This window comes from Xaviernesmea oryzae (assembly GCF_900109605.1).
Taxonomy (GTDB): Bacteria; Pseudomonadota; Alphaproteobacteria; order Rhizobiales; family Rhizobiaceae; genus Xaviernesmea; species Xaviernesmea oryzae.
In genome coordinates, this window is sequence record NZ_FOAM01000011.1 from 36,053 (window position 1) to 48,248 (window position 12,196).

12 protein-coding genes are annotated in these 12,196 nt (G+C 64.8%); 9 read left to right on the top strand and 3 right to left on the bottom strand.

What is annotated here, in order from left to right:
• Positions 1 to 24: 24 nt before the first annotated feature.
• Complete coding sequence (gene cobN / locus BMX61_RS14620; RefSeq protein WP_075626533.1) at positions 25 to 3,756, top strand: cobaltochelatase subunit CobN; 3,732 nt, start codon at positions 25 to 27, stop codon at positions 3,754 to 3,756.
• Between the two features lie 62 nt (positions 3,757 to 3,818).
• On the top strand, positions 3,819 to 4,466 hold the full coding sequence (cobO, locus tag BMX61_RS14625; protein WP_075626532.1) for a cob(I)yrinic acid a,c-diamide adenosyltransferase: 648 nt from the start codon (positions 3,819 to 3,821) through the stop codon (positions 4,464 to 4,466).
• Positions 4,467 to 4,472: 6 nt separating this feature from the next.
• Here the strand turns inward: cobO and BMX61_RS14630 are convergent, their stop codons facing one another.
• The 3 genes from BMX61_RS14630 to BMX61_RS14640 form a co-directional block, all read right to left on the bottom strand.
• Positions 4,473 to 4,772: a type II toxin-antitoxin system RelE/ParE family toxin gene (locus BMX61_RS14630; protein ID WP_075626531.1), complete on the bottom strand. Its 300-nt coding sequence runs from the start codon at positions 4,770 to 4,772 to the stop codon at positions 4,473 to 4,475.
• On the bottom strand, positions 4,769 to 5,020 hold the full coding sequence (locus BMX61_RS14635; protein ID WP_075626530.1) for a type II toxin-antitoxin system ParD family antitoxin: 252 nt from the start codon (positions 5,018 to 5,020) through the stop codon (positions 4,769 to 4,771). The genes BMX61_RS14630 and BMX61_RS14635 overlap by 4 nt, the downstream gene beginning before the upstream one ends.
• 107 nt (positions 5,021 to 5,127) lie before the next feature.
• Positions 5,128 to 5,910 carry a TSUP family transporter gene (locus BMX61_RS14640; protein WP_075626529.1) on the bottom strand — a complete coding sequence of 261 codons (783 nt, stop codon included), beginning with the start codon at positions 5,908 to 5,910 and terminating at the stop codon, positions 5,128 to 5,130.
• Between the two features lie 390 nt (positions 5,911 to 6,300).
• Between BMX61_RS14640 and BMX61_RS14645 the strand changes: the two genes are divergently transcribed.
• The 7 genes from BMX61_RS14645 (at position 6,301) to BMX61_RS14675 (ending at position 12,196) form a co-directional block, all read left to right on the top strand.
• Positions 6,301 to 6,783 (top strand): cobalamin biosynthesis protein, encoded by a 483-nt coding sequence (locus BMX61_RS14645; RefSeq protein ID WP_327216419.1) that lies wholly within the window; start codon positions 6,301 to 6,303, stop codon positions 6,781 to 6,783.
• Entirely contained in the window at positions 6,780 to 7,622 is an 843-nt protein-coding gene (gene cobA / locus BMX61_RS14650; RefSeq protein WP_075626527.1) for a uroporphyrinogen-III C-methyltransferase, read from the top strand. Before BMX61_RS14645 ends, cobA begins: the two co-directional genes overlap by 4 nt.
• A complete protein-coding gene (locus BMX61_RS14655) occupies positions 7,619 to 8,917 on the top strand; it encodes a cobyrinic acid a,c-diamide synthase CobB (RefSeq protein ID WP_075626526.1) in 1,299 nt (432 codons plus the stop codon). The genes cobA and BMX61_RS14655 overlap by 4 nt, the downstream gene beginning before the upstream one ends.
• Before the next feature lie 10 nt (positions 8,918 to 8,927).
• Positions 8,928 to 9,986: a threonine-phosphate decarboxylase CobD gene (cobD, locus tag BMX61_RS14660; RefSeq protein WP_267890828.1), complete on the top strand. Its 1,059-nt coding sequence runs from the start codon at positions 8,928 to 8,930 to the stop codon at positions 9,984 to 9,986.
• Positions 9,983 to 10,960 (top strand): adenosylcobinamide-phosphate synthase CbiB, encoded by a 978-nt coding sequence (gene cbiB / locus BMX61_RS14665; RefSeq protein WP_234794696.1) that lies wholly within the window; start codon positions 9,983 to 9,985, stop codon positions 10,958 to 10,960. The genes cobD and cbiB overlap by 4 nt, the downstream gene beginning before the upstream one ends.
• 106 nt (positions 10,961 to 11,066) lie before the next feature.
• Positions 11,067 to 11,345: an acyl carrier protein gene (locus tag BMX61_RS14670; RefSeq protein ID WP_075626524.1), complete on the top strand. Its 279-nt coding sequence runs from the start codon at positions 11,067 to 11,069 to the stop codon at positions 11,343 to 11,345.
• 368 nt (positions 11,346 to 11,713) lie between these two features.
• Positions 11,714 to 12,196 carry a 3-hydroxyacyl-ACP dehydratase FabZ family protein gene (locus BMX61_RS14675; RefSeq protein WP_075626523.1) on the top strand — a complete coding sequence of 161 codons (483 nt, stop codon included), beginning with the start codon at positions 11,714 to 11,716 and terminating at the stop codon, positions 12,194 to 12,196.

Below are 12,196 nucleotides of genomic sequence, written 5' to 3' on the forward strand. Positions count from 1 at the left end.
CCGTGACGGCTTCTGGGAGAGACCATGCATCTGCTTCTGGCGCAAAAGGGCACGATCGCCGATGGCGAGGAGGCCATCGATCTCGGCCAGACGCCGGGCGATCTCCTGTTTCTGTCGGCGGCCGATACGGAGCTTTCCGCCGTGGCGGCCGCGCGTGGAGATGCGCTTGGTCTCAGTCTGCGCGTGGCGAGCCTCCTGGCGCTCAAGCATCCGATGTCGGTGGACACCTATGTCGCGCGCATGGTGGCGCAGGCAAAGCTCATCGTCATTCGCCCGCTCGGCGGCGGCAGCTATTTCGGCTATTTGCTGGAGGCTTTTCATGCGGCTGCCCGCACCCATGGCGTGGCCATTGCCGTGCTGCCGGGCTGCGAGAAGCCGGACCCGAGCCTTGCCGCCTATTCGACCGTTGCGGAGGCCGAGCGGCTGGCTCTTTGGGACTATTTCACGCAAGGCGGCGAGGCCAATATGCGCGCCTTTCTGGCCTATGCGCAGGCCTTGGTGTTGGGCGGCGACCGGCCGCCCGCCGCAAGCCCGCTTCTCAAGGCAGGCATCTGGTGGCCCGGCCACGGCGTGATCGCGCCGGCCGAGTGGCAAAGGCGGCGCAGGCAAGGATCGTCGCGGCCGCTGGCGGCCCTCTGCTTCTACCGCGCTCTGGTGCAGAGCGGCGAGACGCAGGCCGTTGCCGCGCTGGTGGATGCGCTCGAGGCGGAAGGCCTCGATGTGCTCCCGGTCTTCGTCGCCAGCCTCAAGGATGCCGTGTCCATCGCCACGCTTGAGACGATTTTTGCCGCCGCGCCGCCGGATGTCGTGCTCAATGCCACGGGTTTTGCCGTCTCCGCGCCCGGAATGGATCGAAAGCCGACCGTTCTGGAAGCCAGCGATGCGCCCGTTCTTCAGGTGGTTTTTGCCGGTTCGTCGCGCGCGACCTGGCAGAATTCCGGCCAGGGCCTCTTGGCGCGCGACCTGGCCATGAGCGTTGCCCTGCCCGAAGTGGACGGGCGGATCATCACCCGCGCCGTGTCGTTCAAATCGGCCGGGCGATACGATGCCCGTGTGGAAGCGACGCTGCTTGCCCATGAGCCGGTGCCGGATCGCATCGCCTTCGTTGCCGCGCTGGCGGCAAACTGGGCGCGGCTACGGGCCAAGCCGCGCGGCGAGCGCAAGATCGCTTTGGTGCTCTCGAACTATCCGTCCGGGGAGGGGCGGATCGGCAACGCGGTCGGCCTCGATACGCCTGAGGCGACGGCCCATGTGCTCGAAGCGCTTCTGCAGGCAGGATATCATGTGACGGGCCGGCCGGAAAATGGCGCGGCACTGATGGCGCGGCTCACGGCCGTGCCAGGCGAGGCGGCTCTGTTGCCCGTCAAGGTTTACAAGGATTTCCTGTCCGGCCTTCCAGTTGAGATTCAGGATGAGGTTACCGCCCGCTGGGGAGCGCCGGAGGCAGATCCGGCCGTCGTGGACGGCGCGTTCCGGCTGAAGCTGCTTGATCTCGGCCATGTCACGGTCGCCGTTCAGCCTGCGCGGGCACCCGGGCTCGATCCGAGGGAGAGCTATCACGCCGCCGATCTCGTGCCGCCGCACGGATATCTGGCCTTCTACGCGTTTCTGCGCCACGGCTTTGGCGCCGACGCGCTCATCCACATGGGCAAGCACGGCACGCTGGAATGGCTGCCGGGCAAGGCGCTGGCGCTTTCCGCGCGCTGCTACCCGGAAGCGATCCTCGGTCCCGTGCCGCATCTCTACCCCTTCATCGTCAACGATCCAGGCGAGGGTACGCAGGCCAAGCGGCGCAGCGCTGCCGTGATCATCGACCATCTGACGCCGCCTCTGACGCGGGCCGAAAGCCATGGCGTGCTCAAGGATCTCGAGCGCCTGGTCGATGAATATTACGATGCCGCCGGCAGCGATCCGCGCCGGCTGAAGCTTTTGACACGCGACATTCTCGCCCTGGTCGGCGATCTCGGCCTTGACCGGGATGCCGGCATTCTGCCTGAGGACGGGGAGGCGGCGGCGCTGAAGAAGCTCGATGCCTATCTCTGCGACCTCAAGGAGATGCAGATCCGTGACGGGCTGCACGTCTTTGGACGCTCGCCTGAAGGGCGTCTGGCCAATGATCTCGTCGTGGCGCTCGCGCGCGCCCCGCGTGGCCGTGATGAGCCGGGCGCGGCAAGCCTGAACCGCGCCCTCGCGGACGATCTCGGCCTTCTTGATGCATCCGGCATGCCGTTCGATCCGCTCGACTGCGAGAGCGCTGCAGCCTGGGATGGCGGCCGTCCGGCTGTTTTGGCTCAAGTCAGCGATGGCCCTTGGCGCAGCGCCGGCGACACGGTGGAGCGCATCGAAATGCTGGCGAGCGCTCTCGTTGCAGGAGAGCGTCCGGTGGCGGATGGTTGGGTGAGGACGAAGGCCGTCATGGCCGAGGTCGAGGCCGTGCTCAGGCCCGCTGTCGCCGCTTGTGGGCCGGCCGAGCTTGCCGGGCTGATCCAGGGGCTCGACGGGCGTTTCGTTGCGCCTGGGCCTTCCGGCGCGCCGACGCGCGGCCGGCCGGATGTGCTGCCCACCGGCCGCAATTTCTACTCTGTCGACTGCCGCGCCGTGCCGACGCGCACGGCCTATGAGCTGGGCCGGAAATCGGCCGAACTGCTGATCCGCCGCTATGTTCAGGATCACGGTGACTGGCCTACCTCGTTTGGCCTGACGGCTTGGGGAACGGCGAATATGCGCACCGGGGGCGACGATATCGCCCAGGCCATGGCGCTGATCGGCGCCAAGCCGTGCTGGGATCCGGCCTCGCATCGCGTTACCGGCTATGAGATCATGCCCCTGGCAATGCTCGGCCGGCCACGCGTGGATGTCACCTTACGTGTTTCCGGCTTCTTCCGTGACGCCTTTCCCGACCAGATCGCCTTGTTCGACCGTGCGATCGCGGCGATCGGCGCGCTGGAGGAGGATGCCGCGGACAATCGCATCGCGGCCCGCATGAGAGCCGAAAGCGCGCGTCTCAAGGCAGAAGGCTTTTCGCCTGGAGAGGCGCAGCGTCGCGCGTCGTGGCGCGTCTTCAGCACCGAGCCTGGCACCTATGGCGCAGGCCTCGAACATCTTCTCGGCCATGCTGAGCTGCCGGATGCCGATCGCATCGCCAACGCCTATCTCGATGCCGGCAGCTTCGCCTATGGCGCAGCCGAGGCGGGCACGCCGGCGCGCGACATGCTCGCCACGAGGCTCGAAACCGTGGAAGCCGTGGTCCACAATCAGGACAATCGCGAGCATGATCTGCTCGACAGCGATGGCTATTTCCAGTTCGAAGGCGGCATGGGCGCCGCCGTTGCCAAGCTGTCAGGCGTCAGGCCCCGGCAGTATCACAATGATCACTCCCGCCCTGAGCGCCCCGTGATCCGGTCGCTGGAGGAGGAAGTCGGGCGCGTGGTGCGCGGCCGGGTGGTCAATCCAAAATGGATCGCCGGCATGATGCGCCATGGCTATAAGGGCGCCTTCGAGATCGCGGCGACCGTGGATTATCTCTGCGCCTTTGCGGCCACGACCGGCGCCGTGTCCGATCATCATTTCGACGCGGTGCATCGGGCCTTCGTCCTGGACGAATCCGTTCGTGATTTCATGCAAGCCCATAATCCCGCAGCCCTGGCGGACATGCTGGCCAGGCTCGATCAAGCCGTAGCTGCCGGTCTGTGGCAGCCCCGTTCGAATTCGGCGCGCGCGGGCCTGCGGGCGGCCGCGCGGGAAGGCGCGCTCTAGGACATGCCGTGCCCGCCAGCCATCAACCCTGCGCAAAGCAGCCTGAAAGAAAGACTCCAGTCATGAGCGAGACCGAAGACAACCTGCCGGGCGCGCAGAGCAGCGAGGAGGATCTGGCGCGTCATGCCGTCAAGATGGCCAAGAAGAAGGCCGCGCGCGACAAGATCATGGCCACCAAGACCGATGGCAAGGGCCTCATCATCGTCAATACCGGCAAGGGCAAGGGCAAATCCACCGCCGGTTTCGGCATGATCTTCCGCCATATTGCCCATGGCATGCCCTGCGCCGTCGTGCAGTTCATCAAGGGTGGTTGGGAAACGGGCGAACGCACGCTGATCGAACGCCACTTCGCCGATCTCTGCACCTTCCACACGCTGGGCGAGGGCTTCACCTGGGAAACGCAGGATCGCGCGCGTGATATCGCCATGGCCGAAAAAGCCTGGGAGACCTCGAAGGCGCTCATTCGCGACACTCGCCACTCGATGGTCCTGCTCGACGAAATCAACATCGCCCTGCGCTATGGCTATATCGACGCAGCCGAGGTGATCGCCTTCCTGACGACCGAAAAGCCCGCCATGACCCATGTGGTGCTGACCGGCCGCAATGCACGCGAGGATATCATCGAGATCGCCGATCTCGCAACCGAGATGGAACTGCTGAAGCATCCCTTCCGCGCAGGGATCAAGGCGCAGATCGGAGTGGAGTATTGAAGGGCGTCATGGCGTTTTAAGCGCGCTGTCGACATCCATGCTCTGATGAAGAATACCGATGATCGCGATGGCTTTATCGTCGATCCGATAGAATATGAGATGTTGACCCTCTGGAAAGCAGTAATAGTCTGGATGAAGATCGGGACGTCTGCGCCCAAGGCGTGGGTGAGCTGCAAGCCAGCTACATCGTTGCAAGATGCGTTTGATATAGATGTCGCGCTGCTGGTGCCCCCATTGCTTCTTCGTGTAGCGAGCGACCTGTCTCAGATCCTCGACAGCGCGGGGCGTGAGCCTGTAGATGGTCAAGACTCGTCCTGATCCACCTCGTTTTTAAATGCGTCGAAAGAGAAATCGTCGACAAATTCATCTCGATCAGCCTGTGCCGCCCCTTCCGCCAGATGGACGCGCAAAAGATCACGTTTGCTTTCGTTTTCTTCCATCATTTGCAAGGCATCACGAACAACGTCATCAGCCGACGCATAGCGACCGCTTTCGACCTGCTTTTCGACAAAGCGTTCGAGCCGCTGTTCCAAGTGAACGCTCATAGAGCCCATAAGGCAGTTCCCGCTCCACGTCCGTATACGGCGACGCGCCAACCTGACACTCTTCAGTTTCTATTAAGGCCGTCTATCGAAAGATATCATGAAATGCCGGCAGCGTTCTACCACCCAAGCCACAGCCGCAGCGGGTTGGTCGGGTCCATCAGCAGGCGAATGGCGAGGCCGACGCAGGTGATGACGAGCAGGGGTTTGATGATACGCGCGCCGTTTTTCATGGCGAAGCGCGACCCCACCTGGGCACCCAGGAACTGGCCGATGCCCATGGCGACGCCAAGCTGCCAATGAACCACTCCGAACAGGACGAAGACCAGGAAGCCGCCGAAATTGGAGCCGAAGTTCAAGAGCTTGGTATGGGCCGTGGCCTTGAGAATGCCGAAGCCGGCGAGCGAAATGAAGGCGAGCATGAAGAATGAGCCGGTGCCGGGGCCGAATATGCCGTCGTAAAAGCCGATGAGCGGCACGATGCTGGCCGAGAACGCTGCGACGGAGAGGCGCCGCTCGCGATCAAGCTCGCCGACATTGGGCTTCAGCGCGAAATAGAACGCGACGGCGATGAGCAGGAAGGGAAGGGCGAGCCGCAGGATATCGCCCGGCACGAACGTTGTCGCCACGGCACCGACTGCTGCCCCTGCCGCCGAGATCAGCGCCATCGGCATCTGCTCTTTAAGATTGACATGGCCTGCGCGGCCATAGGCCAGACTGGCCGAGCCGGAACCGAAGAGCGACTGCAGCTTGTTTGTTCCGAGCGTTTCCAGGGGCGGTATGCCTGCAAGCAGCATGGCCGGCACGGTGATCATTCCGCCGCCTCCCGCAATGGAATCGACAAAACCGGCGACGAAGGCAGCCAGGAACAGGAAGACGAGAAGGTGAAGGGCGATATCCAAGACATTTGTCCATTCGGCGGCATGCGGCCCTTTAGGTGGCCTACAAGGACGTCACGCTGCGTTTGCCGATCCGGTTCCGTCTGTCCCGACTTATGAAGCGGCAGCGGCCTTCTTTGTCAGAGCGGCGTGCGGGATGCAAAATGATTTCGGAGCATGATGATCTCTGTCCTGTGTCCTCTTGCGCCACGCCAAGCGCCACTGACGCTTCGCGCAAAGGCCGAGGTGGGGATGAAGGTATTTGACCCGTCATGGGTGCTTGGGTAAACCGGGCGACACCTGCCGGCCCTGGGAAGAAACCAGATCCGGTTTGCCTGACATGATCGGAGAGGCGGAAACACGATGTGGCGCGCGGCGGCAGACGGAAGGCGGGAGGAGGCAGAGCCATGCCTCGTGCTCGGCCTCGGCTGCGAGCGCGGCATCAGCGCGCAGGTCATGCTGGATCTGGCCGAATCTGTCCTGGCTGGTCTCGGTCCGGATGCGCCTGTGAGGCTGGCTGCCATTGCCTCGCTCGATCGCCGTCGCCTGGAGCCGGGTCTGCTGGCCGTCGCCGCGCAGTATCAAGTGCCGTTCCTCACCTTCCACGCAGCGCGGCTCGATCGCGAAGCGCCTCGCCTGAAAACGCCTTCGGCGCGCGTTCATGCGATCATCGGCTGCCACGGCGTGGCGGAAGGGGCGGCGCTTGCAGCTGCCGGTCCGGCCGGCCTTCTCATCGTGCCCAAGCAGATCAGACAGGGCGCTACGGCCGCCATTGCGGCCACCGACGTGAAATCCATGGCATTACAGGCGCTTGAGGACGAACACTGGAAAAGTGAATCATCTCCCTCATGCGTTGATTCAAGGATTGCCGGATTAGCCTGCGGGGGTGCGGGATGAGCGAAACGCTTTTTTCCGGTCTGCCGAGTCTCGAAGCGGGGACTGTCTGGCTCGTTGGCGCCGGTCCGGGCGATCCCGGTCTTTTGACGCTCCATGCGCTGAATGGCCTGCGCCAGGCGGATGTCGTCGTTCACGACGCCCTCGTCGATTCCAGCTGCCTTGCTTATGTGCGGCCAGGCGCGCTCATGGAATTTGCCGGCAAGCGGGGCGGCAAGCCCTCGCCGAAACAGCGCGATATTTCCCTGCGGCTGGTGGAACTGGCGCGTGCCGGAAAAAGGGTCTTGCGATTGAAGGGCGGCGATCCGTTCGTCTTCGGACGTGGCGGGGAGGAGGCCTTGACCCTGGTCGAGCATGGCATCCCCTTTCGTGTGGTGCCGGGCATTTCCGCAGGGATTGGTGGTTTGGCCTATGCAGGCATTCCCGTCACGCATCGCGACATGACACAGACGGTCACTTTTCTTACCGGCCATGATGCGAAGGGCATCGTGCCGTCGGGCATCGATTGGGAGGGCGTGGCCAAGGGATCGCCTGTTGTTGTCATGTATATGGCGATGAAGCATCTGGGCACCATCACGGCCTCGCTGATCGAAGCGGGGCGTCGTGCGGACGAGCCGCTGGCAATCGTCTGCCATGCCAGCACCGCGCGCCAGCAGGTGCTGGAAACCACGCTCGGCGCGGCAGCGGTGGCGGCGCTCGACGCCGGGCTCGAACCTCCCGCCATCGTCGTGCTCGGCGAAGTGGTGCGCCTGCGGGGCGCACTCGACTGGCTCGGCGCGCTCTCGGGCCGCGTCTTGTCGGCCGATTCCGCGCGTTGCGACCTCCGGAAGGATCCGGCATGAGCGGCGTGCTGATCGCAGCGCCGTCCTCCGGCTCCGGCAAGACGACCATCACCCTGGGCCTGCTGCGCGCACTGCGGGAGCGCGGCCTGCCGCTGGCGCCGGGCAAGGCCGGTCCCGATTATATCGACCCTGCTTTTCATACGGCCGCCTCAGGCGCGCTCTGCTTGAATTTCGACCCTTGGGCGATGCGTCCGGGGCTGTTGCAGGCCAATGCCGCCCGGCATGCCGAAGGTGGAAAGCTTCTGATCGTCGAGGCGATGATGGGCCTCCATGATGCGGCCATGGATGGGCGTGGCTCTCCAGCCGATCTCGCCACCTTGCTTGGTCTTACCGTAGTCTTCGTGGTCGATTGCGCACGCATGGCCCAGTCAGTCGCAGCACTGGTGGCGGGCTATCGAGGCTTTCGCCAGGACATCCGGTTCGGCGGCGTCATTCTTAATCGGGTCGGCAGCGACAAGCATGCGGCTATGCTAACGGGCGCGCTCGACGCGATCGGCATGCCGGTGCTGGGCATCATCAGGGCGGATCCGGCGCTGCGGCTGCCCGAGCGGCATCTGGGTCTGGTCCAGGCCGGGGAGCAGGCCGATCTCGACCGCTTTATCGATCATGCGGCCCTGCGGATTGCGGAAGGCTGCGATCTCGATGCGTTGACTGGTCTTGCTGCCGGCGTGCCGCCATCTGCCGCTGCGGTGCGGGGGCTGCCGCCGCTTGGCCAGCATGTTGCCGTCGCCCGCGATATCGCCTTTGCCTTTTCCTATCCGCATCTGCTGGAGGACTGGCGCCGTCAGGGTGCCGAGATCTCGTTCTTCTCGCCTTTGGCTGGTGAGGGGCCGCATCAGGATGCCGACGCCATCTATCTTCCCGGCGGCTATCCGGAGCTGCACGGCCCGGCGCTCGCCGCAGCGAGCGGCTTTCACGCCGGCATGCGTGCGGCAAGAGATCGCGGCGCGCGCATCTTCGGAGAGTGCGGTGGCTATATGGCGCTGGGGGAGGCGATCATCGACGCGGCCGGACAAACCCATGCCATGCTTGGCCTTCTGCCCGTCGTCACCAGCTTTGCTCACCGTCGCCGCCACCTTGGCTATCGGCGGCTGAGCCCTGTCGACCGGAGCTTTTTCGCCGGCGCTTTGGCCGCGCATGAGTTTCACTATGCGCAAATCGTTTCAGAGGGGGATGCCGATCGGCTTTTTCTGGCGCAGGACGCCTCGGGTGCCGATCTCGGCCCTGTCGGCCTGCGGCGGGAGCGGGTAGCCGGCTCCTTCATGCATCTGATCGATCTGGCCGAGGCCGCATGAGGATACGTTCTTGACCGATGATCCGCATCTGACACGTCGGCTCGCATTGTCCTCTCAGACGATCGTCCATGGTGGCGGCCTGACGGCGGCTATGCGCCACTATGGCGGCACGCATGCCGACTGGCTGGACGTCTCCACCGGCCTCAATCCATGTCCGCCTGAACTGCCTGCCATTCCCCGCGACGCCTGGCTGCGCCTGCCGGACGAAAGCGCCGATATCGAGGCGCGCCATGCCGCCCGCGATCTGTACGGTACGCGCACCATTCTGCCGCTGCCCGTCGCCGGTACACAGGCGGCGATCCAGTGCCTGCCCGGCATCCTGCCATTGGGCGCGCGCGCCGCCATCCTCTCGCCCACCTATGGTGAATACCGCCGTGTGTTCGAGGCCGGGGGGCATCCGATCGATCTGGTCGAGGATCTGGACGCGCTCGGTCCTGCCCACCGTCTGGTCGTCGTCGTCAATCCGAACAATCCCACAGGCCGCCTGGTCCGGCGCGATGTGCTGCTGGGGCTGGCGGAGAAACTGGCAGCTTCGGATGGCTATCTGGTCGTGGACGAAGCCTTTGCCGATGTCGCGCCGGATGAGAGCGTGGCGGATGCGGTCGAAGATCATTCCCGCCTGATCGTCTTGCGATCCCTCGGCAAGGTCTTCGGCTTTGCCGGGGTTCGTCTTGGCTTCGTCGTTGCAGCCAAGCCCATTCAGGCGCGGCTGCAGGCCATGCTCGGTCCCTGGTCCGTGTCCGGCCCCGCACTGGCCGTCGGCGCGGCCCTGATGCGCGGCGATCTGGACACGATCCGGGCGACCATCGCGCGGCGGGCACAGGGCCTGGACATGGCCTTGTCAGCGGCGAAAGTGACGGTTCTCGGCGGAACACCGCTGTTCCGGCTGGTGGACGTGGCGCATGCACGGCTCGTTCATGAGCGGATGGCGCAGGCCCACATCCTGACCCGCTTTTTCGACGCTCATCCGACCTGGCTGCGTCTGGGTCTGACCCCTTCCGCCCAGGCCGATCTGCGGCTCAGCACCGCGCTCTGCGATGCGCTGGCTCCCGGCGGATGGGCGTCGTGAGCCGCAGCGCGATCCTGCTCACCGGCCTGCTGCTCGATCGGTTGATCGGCGATCCGGACTGGCTCTGGCGCCGCCTGCCGCATCCCGTCGTCTTCTTCGGATCGGCGATCCGCATCCTGGATCGGCGTCTCAACCAGGCGCATGCGGCCTTTGCCGTTCGGCGCCGGCGGGGCGCTCTGGCGATTGTCCTGCTTCTTCTGCTGGCGGCCGCTGTGGGCGCCGCGCTTCACCGACTGGTTCACCTGGCAGGGCCGCTGACCGGCGGTCTTCTCGAAGCCTCGATCGTTTTCGTCCTCTTGGCGCAGAAAAGCCTTGCCGATCATGTCCTGGCGGTGGCGCGAGGGCTGCAGGATGAGGGGCTTGAGGGTGGGCGACGCGCCGTCTCGATGATCGTCGGGCGCGATCCGGCCTATCTCGACGCATCGGGCATCTGCCGTGCGGCGATCGAAAGCCTCGCCGAGAATTTTTCCGACGGCGTGGTTGCGCCGGCCTTCTGGTATGCCGTTGCCGGGCTGCCGGGCCTTGCGGCCTACAAGATGCTCAACACGGCCGACTCGATGATCGGCCACAAGAACGAGCGCTATCTGGCGTTTGGCTGGGCGTCTGCGCGGCTGGATGATCTTGCCAATCTGATCCCTGCGCGGTTTTCGATGTTGCTGGTTGCGGCCGGCGCCCGTCTTGCCCTCGGCCGGCGGTCAGGCAGCGACGCGCTCTTCGTGGGCATGCGCGACGCCGGCCTGCATCGCTCTCCCAATTCCGGCTGGCCGGAGGCAGCCATCGCCGGGGCTCTCGGCTTGCAGCTGACCGGCCCGCGCGTCTATGCTGGCCAAACCGTCGATGAGCCGATGATGAATGGCGCGGGCCGACGCGCGGCGTCGCCCGCCGATATCATGCGCGCGCTCGCCGTCTTTCAAGCAGCCTGCACGGTCCTGACCGGCCTCGTGGTCGTCTGGCTGCTCATCTCGATTTTGTGAGGGGCCATATCATGCAGAATTGTGTGGTTCGCGCGCGGCCCATTGGCATTTGCCCCGCAAGTTTCTATAGGTGCGCGCAAACACGAGATAACGAAGAGGTTTGAGCGTGACTGCTACATTCGACAAGGTTGCCGACATCATCGCCGAAACGAGCGAGATCGACCGCGAGACCATCACCCCTGAAAGCCACACGATCGACGATCTCGGTATCGACAGCCTCGACTTCCTCGACATCGTCTTCGCCATCGACAAGGAATTCGGCATCAAGATCCCGCTCGAGCAGTGGACGCAGGACGTCAACGAAGGCAAGGTTTCGACGGAAGAATATTTCGTCCTGAAGAACCTCTGCGCCAAGATCGACGCGCTGCGCGCCGCCAAGGGCTGAACCCAGGCTGATGAAACGGCGTTGCGCGTTCTGGCGCGCCACGTAGCGCTTCGCTGGAAACGCTTGGCACCGGCAGGGCCAGATCATAGACGCCATCGATTTGAGCAAGGCGGTGCGCAGTCCTCTGCGCTCCCGCACGAGCGAGCGGGGCTCGTGGCGGCCGGCTCTTTGATGTGCTCGCTCACACTCGCAGGGTGGTCCTCGCGTTTCGCCGTTTCAGACGGCGCCTTGCAGGGCGGCTTTGCCGTTTCAGCGTCGCGCTTCATAGCGTGGTGACGCGCGGCTCTTCCCGCTGCGCGACGTGACGCAGACATGCTTTGGCCGCACGGGACGACAGGCTCAGACGGACACGACAGGGATCGGACCGCATGCTTCTCGAATATTTCCAGATGATCGACCGTGTCGAGGCGGCGAGCGTCGAGGCAGGCACCCTGTCCGCGCGCTCCCTCGTGCCGATGCAGAGCCCCGTCTTCGAGGGACATTTTCCGGGCTATCCCCTGGTTCCCGGCGTCCTCCTGATCGAGACCATGGCGCAGGCGTCCGGGCTTCTGGTGCTGGCCAAAAGCGGTTTTGCCGCCATGCCCTTCCTGATGTCGGTGGACGGCGCGAAACTGCGCAGCTTTGTCGAGCCCGGCGCGGACCTCACGATCGAGGCAACGCTCGAGCATGACGGTTCGGGCTATGCGGTGACCAAGGCGCGCATCGAGGTTGGCGGACGCAAGGTGGCCGACGCGCAGCTCAAACTCAAGACCGTGCCCTTCGACCAGCTGCCGCTCGGCCCCGCCGTGCTGGCGCGGGCGGAGGAAATCGGCCTGCAGGCGGCGCTGGCCGCTTCCCATCAAGGAGAGTGA

Coding starts and splice junctions, on each gene's coding strand:
- cobN (WP_075626533.1), top strand. CDS start 25: ATGCATCTGCTTCTGGCGCAAAAGGGCACGATCGCCGATGGCGAGGAG.
- cobO (WP_075626532.1), top strand. CDS start 3,819: ATGAGCGAGACCGAAGACAACCTGCCGGGCGCGCAGAGCAGCGAGGAG.
- BMX61_RS14635 (WP_075626530.1), bottom strand. CDS start 5,020: ATGGGCTCTATGAGCGTTCACTTGGAACAGCGGCTCGAACGCTTTGTC.
- cobA (WP_075626527.1), top strand. CDS start 6,780: ATGAGCGAAACGCTTTTTTCCGGTCTGCCGAGTCTCGAAGCGGGGACT.
- BMX61_RS14655 (WP_075626526.1), top strand. CDS start 7,619: ATGAGCGGCGTGCTGATCGCAGCGCCGTCCTCCGGCTCCGGCAAGACG.
- BMX61_RS14675 (WP_075626523.1), top strand. CDS start 11,714: ATGCTTCTCGAATATTTCCAGATGATCGACCGTGTCGAGGCGGCGAGC.